Here is an 18,562-nt window from a genome sequence, read left to right as displayed (position 1 = left end):
TGACCGGCCAGATTTCCGCGCCGAGACAACGAGGGAGCAGCACATGGACGACGAGTTCGAACGCACGCCGCGTCTCACGGCCTTCCCGCGCATCGACGACTACGGTTTCATCTCCGACTGCGAGGTCACTGCGCTGATCGCCCCCAGCGGGGCCATCGAGTGGATGTGTCTGCCTCGCATCGACTCCGCCAGTGTCTTTGCGGCCATATTGGATCGTTCCGCCGGTTCGTTTCGGTTCGCCCCGGTCGAATTCATGGCGCCCACCGATCGCCGCTACGTCCCCGGGACGATGGTCATGGAGACGAGTTGGCGCAGTGGCGAAGGGTGGGCGACGGTTCGCGATGCGCTGCTGGTCGGGCCGTGGCGGCATCAGACACCCGGCCACAGCGCCCATCGTCGAACCCCCACCGACTACGACGCCGAGCACATATTGCTGCGGACGGTGCACTGTGAGACCGGGCAAATCCAGTTCGGGCTCGACTGCCAGCCGTCCTTCGACTACGGCAGGCATCATGCCCATTGGGAGTACCTCGACAGTTACTACGTCGCGCAGGCCAGCGCCGACGGGATCGATCTGGAGCTGACGCTCAGCACCGACATGCGCTTGGGACTGGAAGGTACGCACGCGCTCGCGCGCACCCTGCTGAAGGCGGGCGACACCCGCTTCTGCGCGCTCTCCTGGGGTAGTCGCAACGCGCCCACCGCGGTCGACGAGGCCGAAGAACGGCTGCTTCGGACGATCCACCATTGGCGGCACTGGCTTGCCGGCGGGCGGTTTCCGGACCATCCATGGGCCGCCCAGCTGACGCGCAGCGCGCTGACCCTCAAGGGGCTGACCTTCGCACCCACCGGTGCCATCAGCGCCGCTGCCACCACTTCACTACCCGAAACACCAGGTGGACAACGCAATTGGGACTATCGCTACTCGTGGATCCGGGACTCCGCCTTCGCGCTGTGGGGCCTGTACACACTGGGCTTCAGCTGGGAGGCGAACGACTTCTTCTCCTACATCACGAACTTGACCGAAGGCGTCCGCGACATGCAGATCGTCTACGGCATCGGCGGCGAAAGCGACCTCACCGAGCAGACCCTCACCCATCTGCGCGGCTACGAGAATGCCAGCCCCGTGCGCATCGGCAACGACGCGTACCGGCAACGCCAGCACGATGTGTGGGGCGCTGCGCTGGACGCCGTCTACCTCTACGCGCGCAACCAGGACCGAATCGACGCACGCGCCTGGCCGGTGCTGGGCCGGGCGGTCAAGAGCGCCCTCACCTACTGGCGCGAACCCGACCATGGCATCTGGGAAGTGCGCGGGAAGCCTCAGCACTTCACCTCCAGCAAGGTGATGTGCTGGGTTGCCGCCGACCGCGGTGCCCGACTGGCCCGCATCCACCAGGACTTCGAACGCGCGCATCGCTGGCAACAGGCCGCAGACGAAATCCATGCCGACATATGCGCTCATGCGGTCGACTCCCGGCAGGTGTTCACCCAGTACTACGGCGGTACGGCGCTGGATGCTTCGGCCCTGCTCATCCCGCTGGTTCGTTTCCTGCCCCCCGAGGATGAGCGGGTACGCAATACGGTGTTGGCCATCGCCGACGAATTGACCGAGGACGGCCTCGTATTGCGGTACCGAGTCAGTGAAACCGACGATGGATGCGCAGGGGAAGAAGGTGCCTTCACGATCTGCTCGTTCTGGCTGGTCTCGGCGTTGTCGGAGATCGGCGAGAAGAGACGAGCCAAACAGCTGTGCGAGAAACTGCTCGCCTACGCCAGCCCCCTCGGCCTCTACGCCGAGGAGATCAACCCCCGAACCGGCCGACATTGGGGCAACTTCCCCCAGGCGTTCACCCACCTCGCGCTGATCAACGCCGTCATGCACGTCATCCAGGACGAGCAAGCCGTCACGCGCCAGGCACTCGGCGGGGAATCGATCTCCCCGCGACTCGACGATGCATCATTCTCGCTGGGATACATTCGCTGACCGCGAAGAGGAATAATTTGGTCGCCACTGGCGGGCTCCAGCTCAGTGGCGTTTGGTGATCACGACCGGTTTGATCTCGGTGAGTATACCATCCAGCGCCGATACCGGGATGCCGAGAACAGTGGCGGTAACCTCGCGAGGAATCGAATTCAGGGCAGCGAGAATGCCGATATCGTCGCTTGTCTCCGGAGCGCTGGTGTTGAAGACGATAAGTAGTTCGAGTGGGGCGTCGGCGCGGGAATTTTCGAAGTAGTGAAAGAACCCCTGCGGGGCGAAGACCAGGTCGCCTGCGTGTGCTTCGAATACATCGTTGTGGTAGCTGCCGTCCGGATGGGTACCCATGACCGTCCATTTCGCGCTGCCGGAGATGTGGTAGTTGAGTTCCCACGCCGTGGGGTGCCAGTGTGGTTCGCGGACGCCTCCTGGCTCGAGTCGCACGAAGTACGCCGCACCGTTCTGGCCGGCCAGCACCGGGAAGTTCTGTTCGTGGGCTCCCTGCAGCGTGCCGCCGTCGTAACGGTCCGGTTCGGCGGCGCTGAGGTGGAACAGATGCGCGGACTTGTTCAGATTGGCATCGATGCTGCCGGCACTCGGTAGTTCGGTCCGCGCAGGCTCGGCGCAGGCCGCGGCGGCTGTCAAACCCGCACCGAGCGCCGCGCCGCCCAACATTGCCGCGCCGGTCCCGATGGCAGCGCGGCGGTTCACTGCTGGTGTTTCGTCAGGACGATCGCTCGACATGTCGCTCCGTTCCACACAGATTCGTCGCGGTCAACTCCGGGCAAATGCATCGACAGGGGCGCTCGACAAGGAGCGTACCCAGGGTCGCGCCGCCGGCACGGAAGCGACTCCCGAGCAGATGAACGCGCCGGGAGTGGTGGAACAGCAACGGCTTACGTCGCGCTGCAAGGAAGACGTCGATTTCTGTTGTGGCGCTCAGCTTTTGATGACCTTTCCGAGGCCATCCGCTATCGAGTCCGTTTCACCCGCACCGAAGGGGATACCCCAGCGGAGTACCCCCTCGAAACCGCCTCAGATCAGGCGAGTTTCAGGCTGCGGCCGATGATTTCCTTCATGATCTCGGTGGTGCCGCCGTAGATGGTCTGGACGCGGGCGTCCATGTACGCCTTGGCAATCGGGTACTCGCGCATGTACCCGTAGCCGCCGTGCAGCTGCAGGCACTTGGTGATGAGGTCGACCTGCTCCTCGCTCGACCACCACTTGGCCATGGCGGCCTCCTCGACGGTCAGCTTCCGGTCGTTGAGCAGCTCGATGCAGCGGTCCACGAACACGCGCACGGCGGTGGTCTTGGTGGCCAGCTCGGCGAGCACGAAGCGGGTGTTCTGCTGGGCGCCGATCGGCTTGCCGAATGCCTTGCGGTCGCGCACGTACTGGCAGGTCAGGTCCAGGCAGGCCTCCATGGCGGCGGCGGCCATGACGGCGATGGACAGGCGCTCCTGCGGCAGGTTCTGCATCAGGTGGACGAAGCCCTGACCCTCGGTGCCCAGCAGGTTCTTGCCGGGGACACGAACGTCGGTGAAGGACAGCTCGGCGGTGTCCTGCGCCTTGAGGCCGATCTTGTCCAGATTGCGGCCGCGCTCGAAGCCGGGCATGCCGCGCTCGACCACGAGCAGCGAGAAGCCCATCGCGCCCTTCGACGGGTCGGTCTGGGCGACCACGATCACGATGTCGGCATTGATGCCGTTGGTGATGAAGGTCTTGGCGCCGTTGAGGATCCAGTCGTCGCCGTCCTTGACCGCGCGGGTCTTGATGCCCTGCAGGTCCGAGCCGGTGCCGGGCTCGGTCATGGCGATGGCGGTGATGATCTCACCGGAGCAGAAGCCCGGCAGCCAGCGCCGCTTCTGTTCCTCGTTGGCCAGCTCCAGCAGGTAGGGCGCGATCACGTCGTTGTGCAGACCGAAACCCAGGCCGGAGTAGAAGCCCTTGGTGACCTCCTCGGTCACGATGGCGTTGTAGCGGAAGTCCAGCACGCCCCCGCCGCCGTACTCCTCCGGCACGGCCATGCCGAGAAACCCCTGCTTGCCGGCCTCCAGCCAGACCGAGCGATCGACGATGCCGTCGTGCTCCCACTGCTCGTGCTGGGAAGCCACATGCTGATCGAGAAACTTACGGAACGACTCCCGGAACAGCTCGTGTTCGGGTTCGAAAAGAGTGCGCTCCACGCCAACCTCCTACAGTGACCACATCGGCACCATCGCCTGTGCTCATTACCGTACTCGAAAGTCGAACGGAGGTTAACTTCACGGGGGAAGAAAGTGGTCCGAACTGCGACAGTCGCCATTGACGTCGCGGAACGGGGCTGCTGAACCCCGGTAAACCTACCGGGAAATCAGGGTGGTGCTCAGAGGCCGAAGCGGCCCAGGGTTCGGCCCAGCAGGCTGCGACCGCGGTCCCGGTCGCGCTCGGCCAGCAGGAAGTCCAGTTCACCTTCCAGGGCCTTCTTCACCACGGTCTGCAACTCGGTGGCGGCGGCCTCGAGATCCTCGGCGTCACGCCACGGGCTGGTGTCGATCGGGGTGCCGAGGGCGTAGTAGAAGCGCTCGGGCTTGGGCACCAGTGTCGGACCGAGGCCGCGGATCAGCGGCGGCGTCAGATTCGAGCGCAGGCCCAGGCCCTCGACGGCCTTGCGCAGCGGCAGCATGACCGGGTGATCGCCGTCGAAGACGATGTCGTAGATGTCGTCGCCGCCGACCATGGCGATCGGGACGATGGGCGCGTCGGTCGCGATGGCCATCTTGGCGAAGCCGGTCCGGCCCTCCCACAGCAGCTGGTACTTCTGTCCCTTGCCGCGCATGGCCTCGCGGCCGCCGCCCGGGAACACCGCCACGGCCTCGCCCTGTTCCAGCAGCGTGGTGCAGTTGTGGCGGTTGCCGCGCACGATTCCCCAGCGGTGCAACACATCTCGCAGCCCCGGCACATCGATGAGCACGTTCTCGGCGAGCCCCCGCACCAGCCGATCGTGCTGCACCAGAATCTCGTGCGCGAGCAGCGGGGCGTCGGTGCCGCCCGCCAGGCTGTGATTGCCGACGAGCAGCACCGGGCCCTGCTCCGGGAAGTTCTCCATCCCGTAGAAGCGCGGGCTGAACCACGCCCGCGAGGGGGCGATGAGCAGATCGATGATGCGGCGATCGGCATCGGTGAGATCGACGTGCAGTGGCGCGCCGTCGGTCAGCCCCCTGGGCGATTCGGTGTCGGACCATTGATCGTCATGACGAGACAAGACAAACCCTCCCTGCAAGAACCTTCGATAACGGCATCGTAACGAAAGTCCGCGCAGGTCACCGAATCAGGGTTAGAACAGGTTCGAGCGCCCGAATGAGACAAACTCGGCTTCGAGTTCCAATTTGCCGGAATCGGTGAAGATGTCGTACTCCGGTTTGCCGCGACCGGCCCAGCGATAGATCGGCTCGGATGTGTGCCAACGCTGTTCCTGGAGTTCGCGTTTGAGCACCTTGTTGGAGCCGGTGACGGGCAGATTTCCCGACACCCGCAGCAGCCGGGGCGCGCCCTTGCTGCCGAGATCGTCCTGGGCGCTGAGGAATTCGGCGAACTCGGCGGAATCGAATGCGGCCGGGTCGGCCACCTCGATGGCGGCCATCACCTGGTCGCCCGAGCGGGCGTCGGGGACGCCGTAGACCGCGGCGGCAATGACCGCGGGATGCCGTCGGATCACCTGTTCGATCAGCAGCGTCGAGGTGTTCTCGCCGTCGACGCGAAGCCAGTCACCTTTACGTCCGGCGAAATAGAGGAATCCGTCCGCGTCGATATATCCGAGATCGCCGGTCCAATACCAACCGTTCCGCAAACGTTCGGCATCCGCGACGTCGTTTTTGTAATAACCCTCGAAGACGAGCGCACCTGCTTTGTCGATCATCTCGCCGACCGATTCGTCCGGATTCAATACACGACCGTATTCATCCAATTCCGCTCGCGCGCAATCGGCGAGGGTCTCCGGATTCACCACCGCCACCCCCGGATGGGCCGGACGGCCCAGCGCCGCGGCCGGCGCCGCCGGGTCGATGGCGGCCAGGGCCGGGCCCTCGCTGGAGCCGTAGCCCTCGAAGAGCTCGGCCCCGAAGCGGCGGCGGAACTCGGCCTGGTCGGCCACCGACGCCTCGGTGCCGAAACCACGGTCCAGGGTGTTGTCGGCGTCCTGCGGACTCGCCGGGGTGGCCAGCAGGTAGCCCAGCGCCTTGCCCACATAGGTGAAGAAGGTCGCGCCGAAATACCGCACGTCCGAGAGGAATCCGGAGGCCGAGAACTTCGGGGTGAGGCAGACGGTCGCACCGTTGGCCAGGGCCGGAGCCCACAGCGCCATGATGGCATTGCCGTGGAACAGCGGCATGCAGCAGTAGTCGACATCCTCGCGTATGTGACCGAACTTGTCGGTGGCCGCGTACGCGATCACCGCCAGGCGGCGCTGCGTGCACTTGACCGCCTTGGAGGTGCCGGTGGTGCCGGAGGTGAACAGCAACAGCAGCAAGGCTTCCGGGCCCGCGTGGGCGGCGGGCTCGACCCGGTGCGCGTCGATCCGCTCGGTGTAGGCCGGATCGTCGACCAGCAGGAACCGCTCGGGTTCCAGGCCGAGATCCAGCCCGCGCAGGCGGGCCATCCCGGCCGCGTCGGTCACGATCAGCTGGCAGTCGACGTAGCGAATGTCGGCCTCCAGCTGGGCGTTTCCGCGCGTCGGGTTGATGCCCACCAGGGTCGCGCCCGCCAGCGCGGCGGCGCCCAGCCAGAAGACGAAGTCGGGCACATTGTCCAGCAGCACCCCGATGTGGAAGGGCCCGTCGCGCCGCAGCTCCCGGGCCAGTTCGGCGCGCGCCGCCGACTCCCGCACCACCGCGTCCCAGGTCCAATCCCGGTCGCGGGTCCGCACTCCGAGCCGCTCGTCGCCGCGGCGGTCGAGCAGCATGGTCGCGATGTCCGCGCGACGCCGGGGTTGCTCCGGCGACACCGCCGGGGTCTCCGCCGACACGGCCGGGGGTGCCACTGATAGGTCCGTCATGTCCGATTCGCCTTCCATATGCCGAGTCTCGCCGCTGTCAGACGGCAGGGTGCACGAGTTCGACGTATTCCCTGGGCAGCTCGTCGAACGACAGCTTGCGGATCTCCACCGGGCCCGAGTGGTAGGAGTCCTCGCCGACGATCAGGCCGTTCGCGTCGACCGGCCACAGCAGCAGCTGGCGGAAGGTGATCAGGTAGTCGGCGGCGGGATCGTCGACGGGGATGCCGATCTGGGCGGCGTAGGCGCCCGGGTAGATCTGCTTGAGGAAGCCCTCGGTGACCACGCAGTCGTCGTCGACGAGCAGGCGGTCCAGCTCGAACTCCAGGATGTTGGACTTGCTCTCGACGAAGGCCGAGTAGTAGGCGTGCACGGTGTCCCACCCCTTCGGGCCGACGTCCTGGCCCGCGTTCCAGAAGTGGTAGTCCGGTTCCGCGACCAGGGTGCGCATCAGACCGTCCAGGTCGGGGGCGGCCTCGGCCTTCATGTGCTCGATGACGATGCCGAGCACCTGGCGGTGGCGCTCGTTGGTGGTGACGGCCAGCCGCTGCTCGAGCAGCTCCCAGGTCTTGACCGGATCGACAATCGCCATGGTGTGAATCTCCTTCTCCCGCACCGGTTGTGCCCACCGATCGTCACCGACCGACGTGACCCGGATCACCCGCCGCCCGTCGCGGGTATCACCGCCTTCACCCGACACCTGTCGGTTCGGGCGGCATGCGGCCCGCCAACTGCGCGGACGACAGCGTCATGCGCCGGACCGTCAGCACCAGGGTGGCGGTGAACCGGTCCAGCGTCTCGTCCACATCCCAGCCCATCACCGCCTCGACCTGCGCTATCCGCGCGGCCACCGTGCTGTGATGCAGGTGCAGTTCGGTCGCGGTGCGCCGCAGGGTGCCGAAGACGCAGAACGCCTCGAGGGTGTCGACGGCCAGCGCTCCCGCCTCGGTGGCGGCGAACTCGTTGATCCGCATGACATCCGCCGTCCCCAGCAACCGCTGCACCGGCAGATCCGCCAGCAGCTCCAGGGCCCCCAGCCGCTCGAACGCGATCACCCGCCGCCCGTGCCAGGTCGACGACGCGAATCGCATCGCGCGGCGCGCCTGCTCCCACGAGGTGGCCGCCGCGAACGCCGGCAACCGCTCCCCCACCCCGATCCACGGCCCGCCGGTGCCCGCCTGCGATGCCGGGAACGACTGCGCGACAGCAGCATTCAAGACATCCGACAGCCCCCGGTCGACCATCGACGGACGCCCCGGCCCGGTCGTGACCGGCACCGCCGAGCTCCCGGCCGCAGGCACGGACCGGTCCGAAGCGGCAGCCGGGCGGCGCGCGGTCCCCCCGGCACCACCGGACGGCGCGAAATCCTGTACCAGCACCGCGGTCGTCGCCCCGATCACGGCCTGCCGCAGGATCGGCACGTGCTCGCCGATGATCCGCACCGCGTCCGCCGCGCCCGGCCCGGCCACCGCCAGCACCCGCGTCGCCCGCGCCGGATCCAGCCCGAGCAACCGCATGGCCCGCACGCGATCCTCACGCCGTTCCTTCTCCGACAGCACCACTTCCAGCAATGCCGGATCATCCATCCGCAGCGGATTGGCCGCCTGCCGCACCGACACCACGCGCAGACAATGCCGCAGCCGATCCAGCACCACGCCGTCCAGCGGATGCGCCGCGGCCGACGACTGTTGCCCGAGCGGACCCGGTAGCGCGGCGATCATGCTGTCCCGCTGCCGATTTCGTGGTCCGGCCGACGGTATACCGTTGCGTCGCGGCCGGTCGGATTCCCGTGCGTCGGCCGCGTCCGGCGCCACCTGCCGCTCCAGCCAGACGGCGGGATCGGTCCCGACCGCGTCGGCGGGTGTGCCCGCGGCGGCCAGCAGCCGGCCCGCGGCGTCGTAGCGGATCACGGTGCCGGACGGCCAGCTCGCCCCGACCGGGCATTCGGCCAGCAGCGCGGCGGCTCGCACGACCGTGTCGGCATTGGCGGCGGACTCGTCGAAATCGTCGAAGTGCGCGATGACCCGCAATACCGCGGTCGAATCAGCACCGAGCTCGGACAGTCGCAGCGGGTTCGGGGTCGGCGCAGGCTCCATCCCGCTGCTCCCTCCACTCTGATGGGATATCCCCTCAGACTCGCAACCGCTCGGCCGAATTCGTCACGAATCAGTCGAACCGTACAACTGAGTGGGACGCGACAACGCCGAGGGGTCAGGCGCGAAGAAACAGCCTCAGCGATTCGTCGACCACCGCATCGCGAGTGCGGTGATCCGGATCGGCCTCGGGGCGCAGCCAGATGGAGGCGTGGTTGAGGATGCCGTGCAGGCAGTGCAGGGCCACCGAGGGGTCGGGGCAGTCGAAGGCGCCGGAATCGATTCCGCGGTCGATGACCTCGCGGAAGAGGCGGTCGTGGCGGCGGCGCATGGTCTTGATGGCCTCGGAGTGCTCGCTCGGCCAGGGGGCGGGGAACGAGAAGAGCTTGCCGACCTCGGGATACAGCACGGTCAGCACATGCAGCTGGGCCGTGATCAGGACCCGCAGCTGCTCGGCGGGCGGCGCGTCGGCGGCGGTGTCCAGGGCCGCGCGGAGGCTGGTCAGAACATCGGCGGTGAGTTTCTCCAGGGCCGCGGACACCAGCGCGTCCTTGCTCGGAAAGTAGTGGTAGAGCGTGGCTTTGGCGATGTCGGTGCGCTCGGCGACGTCCTCGAACCGCATGCCCTGATAGCCACTGCTGGACAGGATCTGCAGCGCGGTCGCGATCATCTCCGCCTTGCGGCGGTCACGCCGGCGTGCCGCGCGCCCGGCGGGGGCGGCGTCCTCGTCCACGGTCGAAGTCATCGCTCGATCATAGGCGGCGCTAGGGTCGGTTGTTCCGACCACAAAGATGGTTTACCGACTAGCCAGATCAAAACTCGACCCGTAGGTTGGGAAACGTGACGGAGACGAGCGCACCCGCGTCCAGCTACTTCCGGCGAGTCGGCGAACACCGATTCGTCCCCACCCGCCATGCGGGCGGCGCGTGGGCCGACGACGAACAGCACTTCAGCCCGGTCGGCGGCCTGATCGTGCACGAGATCCTGCGCGCCCGCGCCGATCGCCCGGGTCTGGTGCCGAGCCGCATCAGCTTCGACATCCTCGGCCGGATCGGGTTCGAGGAGTTCGAGATTCGCGTCGAGACCGTCCGGCCCGGCCGCACCATCGAGCTGGTGCAGGCCACAGTCACCATCGGCGGCCGCAGCGTGGTGAGCGCCCGGGCCTGGTTCCTGGGCGTCCAGGACACCGACAGCGTCGCCGGCGGTGAACCGGACCGGCTACCCGCGCCCGAGGAGCTGGAGTCCTGGGAGCTCGGTTCGCTCTGGTCGGGCGGCTACATTGCCTCCATCGACACCCGGCCGGTCGGTATCCCGCAGCCCGGCCGCACCACGGCCTGGATCACCACCTCCCTGGACCTGGTCGAGGGCGAGCAGTCCGAGGCCCTCGCCTCCTACATCGCACTGGTCGACACCGCCAACGGCATCGCGGTCCGGCAGGAGCCCACCAAGTGGATGTTCCCGAATGTGGACCTGACCATCCACCTCTACCGGCAGCCGGAGGGCGAGTGGACCGGCCTCGATACGACGGTCACCTTCGGCCACACCGGGCAAGGGCTGACCAGCACCGTTCTCCACGACGTCCGCGGCGCGGTCGGTTACGCCCAGCAGATCCTGACTGTGCGCCCGCAGCCCTGACCGATCGGGCCCTATAGTCGATGGGCATGACCTTCCACAGCGACAGCAGCACAGTGCCGTCGATCGTCCTGAACGACGGAAATGCGATTCCGGCGCTCGGTTTCGGAGTGTTCCAGGTCGCCGACGCGGAGGCGTTCGACACCGTCACCGCGGCACTCCAAACCGGTTACCGCAGTATCGATACCGCCGCGATCTACGGCAACGAGGTCGAGGTGGGCCGAGCCATCCGCGAGTACGGGCTGCCGCGCGAGCAGGTCTACCTCACCACCAAACTGTGGAACTCCGAACAGGGCTACGACACCACTCTGCGCGCCTTCGACGCCAGTATGGCGCGGCTCGGAATGGACTATCTGGACCTGTATCTCATTCACTGGCCGGTGGCGCAGGCCGGTCGGTTCGTCGATACCTTCCGGGCCTTCCAGACCCTGAAATCCGAGGGCCGGATCCGGTCGATCGGCGTCTCGAACTTCAACCGCGATCACCTCGAGCGCATCATCGACGAGACCGGCGAAACTCCGGCGGTGAACCAGATCGAACTGCACCCGCATCTGGCGCAGCCCGAGCTGCGGGCCTTCCACGCCGAGCACCGCATCACGACCGAGGCCTGGAGTCCGCTCGGCCGGGGCGCGGATCTGAAGGATCCGACCATCGTCGAGATCGCGGAGGAAACCGGCCGGACCCCGGCGCAGGTGATCATCCGCTGGCATCTGCAGCTCGGCAATGTAGTGATCCCGAAATCGGTGACCCCGTCCCGCATCCGGGAGAACTTCGACGTCTTCTCCTTCGAGCTGACGCCCGGCCAGCTGGCCCGCATCGACGGCGTCGACCGGGGCAATCGGATCGGCCCCGACCCGGCCACCCTCACCGCCGGCCTGGACGTCTGAGCCCGCCGGTTATCGAGCGGCCTTCTGCTGGTGGGCGATTCGATAGCGGCCGGGGGTGGTACCGACGAGGGCCGTGAAAGCGGTGATGAAGCCGCTGGGATTCGACCACCCGCACGCGTGCGCGACCTGTGTCGTGTCATGGCCGTCGGCGAGGAGGACGAGGGCGTGATAGGCCCGGACCTGGGTGCGCCACTCGTAGAAGGTCATGCCGAGTTCGTTGCGGAACAGCCGGCTCAGGGTGCGGGAGCCGGCTCCCACCGCCCGGCCGAGATCCGCCAATGAGCTGTTGTCCCCGGGGTTTTCGTAGAGCATCCGTGCAAGGGCCTGCAACCGATCATCGCGGGGCTCCGGCAGTTGCAGTGGCTGCTCGCGCGCTTCGCGCAGTTCGTCGACGAGGACACGATGCAGGCGGGCACGCGCGGCGCGGTCGTAATCGCGGGCGCCGGTGAGCGCGAGCACGACTTCGCGGGCCAGGTCGGAGGCCAGGAACACGGCGGGATGGTCCGGTATCAGCCCGGCGAGCGTGGGCGGCAGGAAGACGATTCGCATGTCGGTGTGGCCGTGCGCGCGGTGGTAGTGCGTGAATCCCGCCGGCGTCCAGGCGATTCGATTGGCCGGGACGATCGAGGTGCCGTGTTCGGTGTGCACCGACAGCACGCCGCGCGCCGCGTACACCAGGTGCCCACGCGAATGGGAATCGGCCGAGCTCGCCGCGCCCGACGACCAGAGGTGGGCTCCGCCGGACGGCCACAGCCGCGACTCGAGAGGTTGGCGGCTATCGGGCATAGCTTGGCATTCTATCGGTAGCCCGCCAGCCTGCCGGTCGTCAACAGTGGATGCATGAACACGATGACGCGAGTGAATACGACTATGCGAGCGGCGATCTGCGGCCGGGCCGGCGACCCCGAGGTGCTGGAAATCCGCGAGCTGCCGATCCCCGAGGTCCGGGAGGGCTGGAGCCTGGTGCAGGTGAAGGGCGCGGGCCTCAACCGGTCGGAACTGCGGACCCGCCAGGGGCATTCGCCCAGCGTGCGCTTCCCGCGGGTACTCGGCATCGAATGCGTCGGAATCATCGCCGCATCCACCGATCCCGCGCTCCCGGAGGGCACGACCGTCGCCGCGGTCATGGGCGAGATGGGCCGCGATTTCGACGGCGGCTACGCCGAGTACGCCCTCCTGCCGAACTCCCTCCTGATGCCGATCACCACCACCCTGCCGTGGGAGATCCTGGCGGCCCTCCCCGAGTCCTACCTGACCGCCCAGGGTTCGCTCGACGCGCTGGAAATCGAGCCGGATACCAAGGGCCGGTTGTTGATTCGCGGCGGCACCTCCTCGGTGGGCATGGCCGCCGCGTCGATCGCCGTCGGCCACGGCATCGAGACCGCGACAACGACGCGGCAGCCCAGCAGGATCGACGCCCTGCGTGCGACCGGCGTCAACCATGTCCTCGTCGACGACGGCGAATCACTGGCCGCGAGCGTGCACGCCATCTGGCCCGACGGCCCGGACTACGTTCTGGACCTGGTCGGCGCCCGCACCGCGGTGGACTCGCTCCACCTGGTCCGGCGCGGCGGCACGGTCTGCGTGTCGGGCTCGCTCAGCGGATGGCTCATCTCCGATTTCGAACCGATCGCGATGATCCCCTCCGGCACCAGACTCACCGCCTTCCACAGCAAGAACCGCGAAGGCGGCGTGGGAACGCCTGTGCTGCAACGGATCATCCACGACATCGAATCCGGCGCCTACCGTCCCACCATCGACCGCATCTTCCGGCTCGACGAGATCGCCGCCGCCCATCGATACATGGAAAACAACCAGGCCACCGGCAAAGTCGTGCTGCTGCCCTGAGCCGCCGCGCACCGATGTTCAGGCAGGCTGCCAGAGCTCGATCCGGTTCCCCTCCGGATCGGTCACCCAGCCGAATCGCCCGACCCCCGCCATATCCTGCGTTTCCTCGGCTCATCAACCGTTGGTGGCACGTCACACGATTCAGTCGCCGCTGGGGCAAGATGCCTGGCATGAAGGTGATCCTCTTCGGAGCGACCGGCATGATCGGGCACGGGGTTCTCAACGAGTGCCTGGGGGACGAGCGGGTCGAGCAGGTCCTCGCCGTCGGGCGCAGCTCGCTCGGTATCGAGAACCCCAAGCTGCGCGAGCTGGTCCAGCCCGACCCGACCGATCTCTCCGCGATCGCCGGCGAGCTGCCGGAGTTCGACGCCTGCTTCTTCTGCCTCGGTGTTTCCTCCGTCGGCATGAAAGAGCAGGACTATCGCCGGATCACCTACGACCTGACCCTGAAGGTCGGTCGCACGCTGGCGGCCGCGAACCCGAAGCTGACGTTCGTCTACGTCTCCGGCCAGGGCACCGACAGCAGCGAGAAGAGCCGCTCGATGTGGGCGCGAGTGAAGGGAAAGACCGAGAACGACCTGCTCGCACTTCCCTTCCAGGCGTACATGTTCCGCCCCGGATTCGTCCAGCCCATGGACGGCGTGGTCTCCAAGACCCCGCTGTACCGCGCCGCGTACGCGGTCACAGGCCCACTGATCCCGCTGCTGAAGCGGCTGGCCCCGAACGCATTCAACGACAATCGCGAAATCGGTCGCGCCATGATCGCCATCGCAGCCTCCGGAGCGGACAGCCACGTCCTCACGTCCCGGCAGATCTCCGCGCACGCCAGGCCGTAACGGAGAGCGTCAGCCCTGACCAGTTGCCTCGCGAGGCCACGACTTCGGCGGTCGACGACGCCCTCGATCTGACCGCCGCCATGTTACCGGCGGCGGTATGCCAGATCAGCCGTTGCACTCCGTGGTCACGACGTGCCATTCGTCGTGCGTGCCGGCCGCGCTGCCGACGGGCGGTAGGCCCGAGGGCCCGGTCGGCAGCGCCACACACGACCGGTCGTCAGCGGAAGCCGCCGTAGGGCACCGTGATGATCTCCAGTCCGTGGCCGTCGGGGTCGTTCCAATAGAGGCCGCGCCCACCGTCATTGGTGTTGATCTCGCCCTCGAGGGTGTGGTGGGGGTCGGCCCACCAGGTGAGGCCGCGGTCCTTGATGCGGGCGTGGATGGCGTCGAACTCTGGCTCGGAGACCAGGAAGGCGTAGTGCTGGGGGTGCGGGGTGCCGCCGCCGTCGGCGAAGTCGAGGGAGACGTCGTTGTCGAGGACGACCATGAGGAACGGTCCGGCGACGATGGGGGCGGGGAGGCCGAGGATGTCGGCGTAGAAGTGGGATGAGACCTGTTTGTCCGAGCAGCGGACGATGGTGTGGTTGAGGTGAACACTCACAGTGCTTCTCCTGATCGTGTTGTGCCGGGCGCCGCTACCGCCGCCTCCGCCGGGCGGGAGCCTTGCGCATCGTCGGCATGGTCAACCCGATGGCGGCCGCTCATCAATTCTGGCAGGTCCGGGTCCGCAGCCGTCCCGACGCCTCCGAATCCCTGGCCACCGCGCCGGCGGCCCGCGACGACATCGCCCGGGTCGCGGTGACCGCCGCCTGTCCACCTTGATCCGCACCCGAACCAAGAAGCGGCCGAGTACGGAACGCGGACCGTTCGACACGGGTAATCAGCGAGAGTGGATGCTTGTCCAGTCTCGCTGGGCAGTGCGGCGAACGGATGTTCGTCGTGCTGATCTCGGGCGTCAGTGGTTGCAGGGCAGAGGAGGACGTGCGTGGTCGGTCTGGATCTGGAAATCCAGCAGTGGCTTTCTCAGCATCGGACACCGGTGTTGACGACGGTGGCACGGTGGGTCATGGATGCCGGGATGAGCGGCGCGGTCGTGGTTGCGGTCGGAGCGGCAGGGCTGGTGGTTGTGGTCATGAAACGCTGGTGGTGGCAAGGGATTACGGTCGGCGTGTCGGTGGTGACGGCGCAGGCGGCGGCCAGGGCGCTGAAGCAGATGATCCAGCGGGGGCGTCCGTCGGGGGATCTGACGGTTGTTCAGGTTGGCGCGTTTTCGATGCCGTCGACCGTGGCGGCGATGACGGCGGCTGTCGCGGTCGCCTCGTATCTGGTGCTGCCCTGGCCGGCGGAACGGCGCGGCTGGATCGTGGGACTGCTCGCCGCGCCGCTGGTATCGATCGGCGTCGCAATGGTTTATCTGGGGGCGCACTGGGCGACCGATGTGGTGGCCGGATGGGGTGTGGGGGCCGGAGTCGCCGGAGTTGTCGTGACCCTGGCACGAGTCGCCGCATCGAATGTCCGCGTAGACGGCGGGCAGGACGCTTCGACTAGGACCTGAGCACGCACTGCTTGGCGGCATCCGACCTACTCGACTTGTACCTCGTGCCGGTCGGCGGGAGCTTCGTCACAGCGCGTACTCCTTCGCGAGCCCGAGCAGCAGCTCTCTGGTGTCCGTCTCCGACAACGCTACCGCCCGCATGGACGCGACCGCGCGCCGATATCGGTCGATCTCCGTGGCACGTTCGTGGTAGAGACTGCCGATCGCGCCCTCGACGAAAACGACTGCGGGCAAGGCTGTTCCGCTCGAACCGTGCGGGAATTCGAGCAGGGTGAAGGGCTGGATCGTGAGGCCGCGGTGCGGGCCGGCCGACCAGGGGATGGCGCGAAGGCTGATGTTCTCCGTTCGCCGATCTCGGCGAGCCAGCGCAGCTGGGCCGCCATTGCCGCCGGAGTGGTCCGAGCTCGCCGAACAGGACAAAATGGCCAAAGCGCAAGGGAACTCGAAGGGCTTCTGGAAGGCCTACACCGATCAAGATCCGGTTCGTCGATCCGGATGATCGCGCGCCGGTGCCGTTCTGCGTCACTGCCCGGCCACAGCCGGAGCGCCTCGTCACGAACCTCTGCCGACGCCCCGTAGTTGGCGAGCAGGAGTTTGATCAGCGGCCCGGTGAGTTTGGTGGGACTCCCCTCCTCCATTCGCATGATGACCTGGCGGGACACCTCGAGGCCCGCCGCGGCGGCGAGGAGCGTCTGATGTGCGTCTTCACGTACTCCGCGCATGAAGTTCCCGAAATCCATGCGAGAGACCGTCAATTCAGTCATTTCCTAGCCTCGCTATCAGGGAAATGTCCGCCGCGGACACCGCCGAGACGGACTTTCATCGTATTTCGTGAAATGTTCGCGAGGGACTCACTCCGGCAACGCGTTTGGATGTCTACTTATCACAGAGCGTTCAGCAAATCAGATTCGACCGCAGGTTCATTCGCAATCCGAAGAAACAGTGGGAGTCGTAATGCCTTGGGATGCTTGGGTTTTGTCGCTGATGACCGTTTTGGGCGGAATATTGCTCGCCGCTTGCCTTGTCGAAGACATCAGGAACTCCGCCGCTCGGCGCGCACGGGCGGGGCGGCATCGCGCGGAGCGGCGATAGGTGAGGAACTGAGCCCAGCGATGACGCCGGACACGCCACAGCCGGAGGTAGTCATCCATACCTCCGGCCGGGCGGGTCAGGATTGCGAGCCGTTGGGCGAGCCGCCCGCGTGGGCGAACTCGGTCAACTGGCCGGCGAGAGCATCCGGGACGCGGGCGTGGACCCGGGTGCCGGACTCCTCGTGCTCGGAGCTGAGGATCTTGCCGTCGGCGTGGATGCGGGCGAGCAGGTCGCCGCGGGTGTACGGCAACAGGACGCTGACCTCGACATCCAGGCCGCCGAGGATCTGGCCCAGGAGGTCGCGGAGCTGGTCGAGGCCCTCGCCGGTGCGGGCGGAGACGAAGGCCGCGTCCGGCAGCCAGCCGCGCAGCTGGGTCAGCTCCAGCGGATCGAGCGCGTCGATCTTGTTGACCACCAGGAACTCCGGCGGCGCGGGCAGCTTGGACTCGCGCAGCACGTCGGTGATGACCTCGCGGACCGCCTTGATCTGCTGATCCGGCAGCGGGTCGGAGCCGTCGACCACGTGCAGCAGCAGGTCGGCGCCCGTCACCTCTTCCAGGGTGGACCGGAACGCCTCGACCAGCTGGGTGGGCAGGTGGCGGACGAAACCGACGGTGTCGGTGAACACCACTTCACGGCCGTCCTCCAGGGCGGCGCGGCGGGTGGTCGGATCCAGGGTGGCGAACAGAGCGTCCTGCACCAGGATTCCGGCATCGGTCAGCGCGTTCATCAGCGACGACTTGCCCGCGTTGGTGTAGCCGACAATGGCCACCTGCGGGATGCCGCTCTCCGAACGCTTGGCGCGCTTGGTGTCACGGGCGGTCTTCATCTCGCGAATCTCGCGGCGCAGCTTGGCCATTCGCTCACGAATGCGGCGCCGGTCGGTCTCGATCTTGGTCTCACCGGGACCACGCAGACCCACACCGCCATTGCTGCCGGCGCGACCACCGGCCTGCCGGGACATGGACTCACCCCAGCCGCGCAGCCGCGGCAGCATGTACTCCATCTGCGCGAGCGAGACCTGCGCCTTGCCTTCGCGCGAGGTGGCGTGCTGGGCGAAGATGTCCAGGATCAGCGCGGTGCGGTCGATGACCTTCACCTTCACGACCTTCTCCAGCGCGGTCAGCTGCGCGGGGGTCAGTTCACCGTCGCAGATGACGGTGTCGGCGCCGGACTCGAGAACGATGGCGCGTAGCTCCTCGGCCTTGCCGGAGCCGATATAGGTGGACTTGTCGGGGCGGTCACGACGCTGGATTATCGCGTCGAGCACCTCCGAACCCGCGGTCTCGGCCAGCGCGGCCAGCTCGGCCATGCTCGCCTCGGCCTGTGTGGCCGTGCCCTCGGTCCAGACGCCGACCAGCACCACCCGCTCCAGGCGCAGCTGCCGGTACTCGACCTCGGTGACGTCGGTGAGTTCGGTGGACAGACCCGCGACACGGCGCAGGGCACTGCGGTCCTCGAGCTGCAGTTCACCTACCGTCGGCGCGGCCGACCAGCCGTTGCGGCCGGTCTCGGGGGCGTCGTTGATCTCCTCGTCGAGGTCTTCGGCGGGAGTGAACTCATACGTTTCTGGCTTACTCATACACCTCCATGTTCCCACGTCCCAACG

The 18,562-nt window shown here is 67.2% G+C and carries 18 protein-coding genes; 7 read left to right on the top strand and 11 right to left on the bottom strand.

From position 1 onward, the window contains the following. Positions 1-43 precede the first annotated feature (43 nt). Positions 44-1,987, top strand: coding sequence for a glycoside hydrolase family 15 protein (locus tag ACFXHE_RS17030; protein WP_379383989.1), 1,944 nt, complete (start codon positions 44-46; stop codon positions 1,985-1,987). A gap of 42 nt (positions 1,988-2,029) precedes the next feature. Here ACFXHE_RS17030 and ACFXHE_RS17025 read toward each other — a convergent pair whose 3' ends face one another. The 7 genes from ACFXHE_RS17025 to ACFXHE_RS16995 form a co-directional block, all read right to left on the bottom strand. Then, on the bottom strand, positions 2,030-2,692 hold the full coding sequence (locus tag ACFXHE_RS17025) for a cupin domain-containing protein (RefSeq protein ID WP_379383987.1): 663 nt from the start codon (positions 2,690-2,692) through the stop codon (positions 2,030-2,032). 329 nt (positions 2,693-3,021) lie between these two features. Beyond that, positions 3,022-4,167, bottom strand: coding sequence for an acyl-CoA dehydrogenase family protein (locus tag ACFXHE_RS17020; RefSeq protein ID WP_354839688.1), 1,146 nt, complete (start codon positions 4,165-4,167; stop codon positions 3,022-3,024). 179 nt (positions 4,168-4,346) lie between these two features. After that, positions 4,347-5,225 carry a lysophospholipid acyltransferase family protein gene (locus ACFXHE_RS17015; protein WP_379383984.1) on the bottom strand — a complete coding sequence of 293 codons (879 nt, stop codon included), beginning with the start codon at positions 5,223-5,225 and terminating at the stop codon, positions 4,347-4,349. 72 nt (positions 5,226-5,297) lie between these two features. After that, entirely contained in the window at positions 5,298-6,920 is a 1,623-nt protein-coding gene (locus ACFXHE_RS17010) for an AMP-binding protein (protein ID WP_379384190.1), read from the bottom strand. Positions 6,921-7,050: 130 nt separating this feature from the next. After that, on the bottom strand, positions 7,051-7,602 hold the full coding sequence (locus ACFXHE_RS17005; RefSeq protein ID WP_379383982.1) for a nuclear transport factor 2 family protein: 552 nt from the start codon (positions 7,600-7,602) through the stop codon (positions 7,051-7,053). A 97-nt stretch (positions 7,603-7,699) separates the two neighbouring features. After that, positions 7,700-9,106: a PucR family transcriptional regulator gene (locus ACFXHE_RS17000; RefSeq protein WP_379383980.1), complete on the bottom strand. Its 1,407-nt coding sequence runs from the start codon at positions 9,104-9,106 to the stop codon at positions 7,700-7,702. Between the two features lie 115 nt (positions 9,107-9,221). Next, positions 9,222-9,848, bottom strand: coding sequence for a TetR/AcrR family transcriptional regulator (locus ACFXHE_RS16995; RefSeq protein WP_379383978.1), 627 nt, complete (start codon positions 9,846-9,848; stop codon positions 9,222-9,224). Positions 9,849-9,943: 95 nt separating this feature from the next. Here ACFXHE_RS16995 and ACFXHE_RS16990 point away from each other — a divergent pair, with 95 nt between their 5' ends. Together ACFXHE_RS16990 and ACFXHE_RS16985 are read left to right on the top strand one after the other, a co-directional pair. Next, positions 9,944-10,738 (top strand): thioesterase family protein, encoded by a 795-nt coding sequence (locus ACFXHE_RS16990; protein ID WP_379383976.1) that lies wholly within the window; start codon positions 9,944-9,946, stop codon positions 10,736-10,738. Between the two features lie 26 nt (positions 10,739-10,764). Continuing rightward, a complete protein-coding gene (locus tag ACFXHE_RS16985; protein WP_379383975.1) occupies positions 10,765-11,622 on the top strand; it encodes an aldo/keto reductase in 858 nt (285 codons plus the stop codon). A gap of 9 nt (positions 11,623-11,631) precedes the next feature. Here the strand turns inward: ACFXHE_RS16985 and ACFXHE_RS16980 are convergent, their stop codons facing one another. After that, a complete protein-coding gene (locus tag ACFXHE_RS16980) occupies positions 11,632-12,408 on the bottom strand; it encodes a helix-turn-helix domain-containing protein (protein WP_379383973.1) in 777 nt (258 codons plus the stop codon). A 54-nt stretch (positions 12,409-12,462) separates the two neighbouring features. Here ACFXHE_RS16980 and ACFXHE_RS16975 point away from each other — a divergent pair, with 54 nt between their 5' ends. After that, positions 12,463-13,470: a zinc-binding dehydrogenase gene (locus ACFXHE_RS16975; RefSeq protein ID WP_379383971.1), complete on the top strand. Its 1,008-nt coding sequence runs from the start codon at positions 12,463-12,465 to the stop codon at positions 13,468-13,470. A gap of 170 nt (positions 13,471-13,640) precedes the next feature. Next, on the top strand, positions 13,641-14,306 hold the full coding sequence (locus tag ACFXHE_RS16970) for an epimerase (RefSeq protein WP_379383969.1): 666 nt from the start codon (positions 13,641-13,643) through the stop codon (positions 14,304-14,306). Positions 14,307-14,523: 217 nt separating this feature from the next. On the opposite strand, the gene ACFXHE_RS16965 is transcribed toward ACFXHE_RS16970, so the two are convergent. Then, positions 14,524-14,907: a VOC family protein gene (locus tag ACFXHE_RS16965; protein ID WP_379383967.1), complete on the bottom strand. Its 384-nt coding sequence runs from the start codon at positions 14,905-14,907 to the stop codon at positions 14,524-14,526. A 77-nt stretch (positions 14,908-14,984) separates the two neighbouring features. Here ACFXHE_RS16965 and ACFXHE_RS16960 point away from each other — a divergent pair, with 77 nt between their 5' ends. Both ACFXHE_RS16960 and ACFXHE_RS16955 read left to right on the top strand, forming a co-directional pair. Then, positions 14,985-15,128: a hypothetical protein gene (locus ACFXHE_RS16960; RefSeq protein ID WP_379383965.1), complete on the top strand. Its 144-nt coding sequence runs from the start codon at positions 14,985-14,987 to the stop codon at positions 15,126-15,128. Positions 15,129-15,291: 163 nt separating this feature from the next. Beyond that, on the top strand, positions 15,292-15,861 hold the full coding sequence (locus ACFXHE_RS16955) for a phosphatase PAP2 family protein (protein ID WP_379383963.1): 570 nt from the start codon (positions 15,292-15,294) through the stop codon (positions 15,859-15,861). Positions 15,862-15,927: 66 nt separating this feature from the next. Here the strand turns inward: ACFXHE_RS16955 and ACFXHE_RS16950 are convergent, their stop codons facing one another. Next, complete coding sequence (locus ACFXHE_RS16950; protein ID WP_379383961.1) at positions 15,928-16,290, bottom strand: Scr1 family TA system antitoxin-like transcriptional regulator; 363 nt, start codon at positions 16,288-16,290, stop codon at positions 15,928-15,930. A 739-nt stretch (positions 16,291-17,029) separates the two neighbouring features. Then, positions 17,030-18,535, bottom strand: a complete 1,506-nt coding sequence (hflX, locus tag ACFXHE_RS16945) for a GTPase HflX (RefSeq protein WP_379383959.1) — start codon at positions 18,533-18,535, stop codon at positions 17,030-17,032. Positions 18,536-18,562: the final 27 nt, after the last annotated feature.

This window comes from Nocardia sp. NPDC059229 (genome assembly GCF_042754165.1).
Lineage (GTDB): Bacteria > Actinomycetota > Actinomycetes > Mycobacteriales > Mycobacteriaceae > Nocardia.
Note: the sequence above shows the minus strand (reverse complement) of the source record. Positions and strands in the feature narration are given on the sequence as shown.

Coding starts and splice junctions, on each gene's coding strand:
- ACFXHE_RS17010 (WP_379384190.1), bottom strand. CDS start 6,920: ATGCTGCTCGACCGCCGCGGCGACGAGCGGCTCGGAGTGCGGACCCGC.
- ACFXHE_RS17005 (WP_379383982.1), bottom strand. CDS start 7,602: ATGGCGATTGTCGATCCGGTCAAGACCTGGGAGCTGCTCGAGCAGCGG.
- ACFXHE_RS16995 (WP_379383978.1), bottom strand. CDS start 9,848: ATGACTTCGACCGTGGACGAGGACGCCGCCCCCGCCGGGCGCGCGGCA.
- ACFXHE_RS17000 (WP_379383980.1), bottom strand. CDS start 9,106: ATGGAGCCTGCGCCGACCCCGAACCCGCTGCGACTGTCCGAGCTCGGT.
- ACFXHE_RS17030 (WP_379383989.1), top strand. CDS start 44: ATGGACGACGAGTTCGAACGCACGCCGCGTCTCACGGCCTTCCCGCGC.
- ACFXHE_RS16960 (WP_379383965.1), top strand. CDS start 14,985: ATGGTCAACCCGATGGCGGCCGCTCATCAATTCTGGCAGGTCCGGGTC.
- ACFXHE_RS16970 (WP_379383969.1), top strand. CDS start 13,641: ATGAAGGTGATCCTCTTCGGAGCGACCGGCATGATCGGGCACGGGGTT.
- ACFXHE_RS16985 (WP_379383975.1), top strand. CDS start 10,765: ATGACCTTCCACAGCGACAGCAGCACAGTGCCGTCGATCGTCCTGAAC.
- hflX (WP_379383959.1), bottom strand. CDS start 18,535: ATGAGTAAGCCAGAAACGTATGAGTTCACTCCCGCCGAAGACCTCGAC.
- ACFXHE_RS16975 (WP_379383971.1), top strand. CDS start 12,463: ATGAACACGATGACGCGAGTGAATACGACTATGCGAGCGGCGATCTGC.
- ACFXHE_RS16980 (WP_379383973.1), bottom strand. CDS start 12,408: ATGCCCGATAGCCGCCAACCTCTCGAGTCGCGGCTGTGGCCGTCCGGC.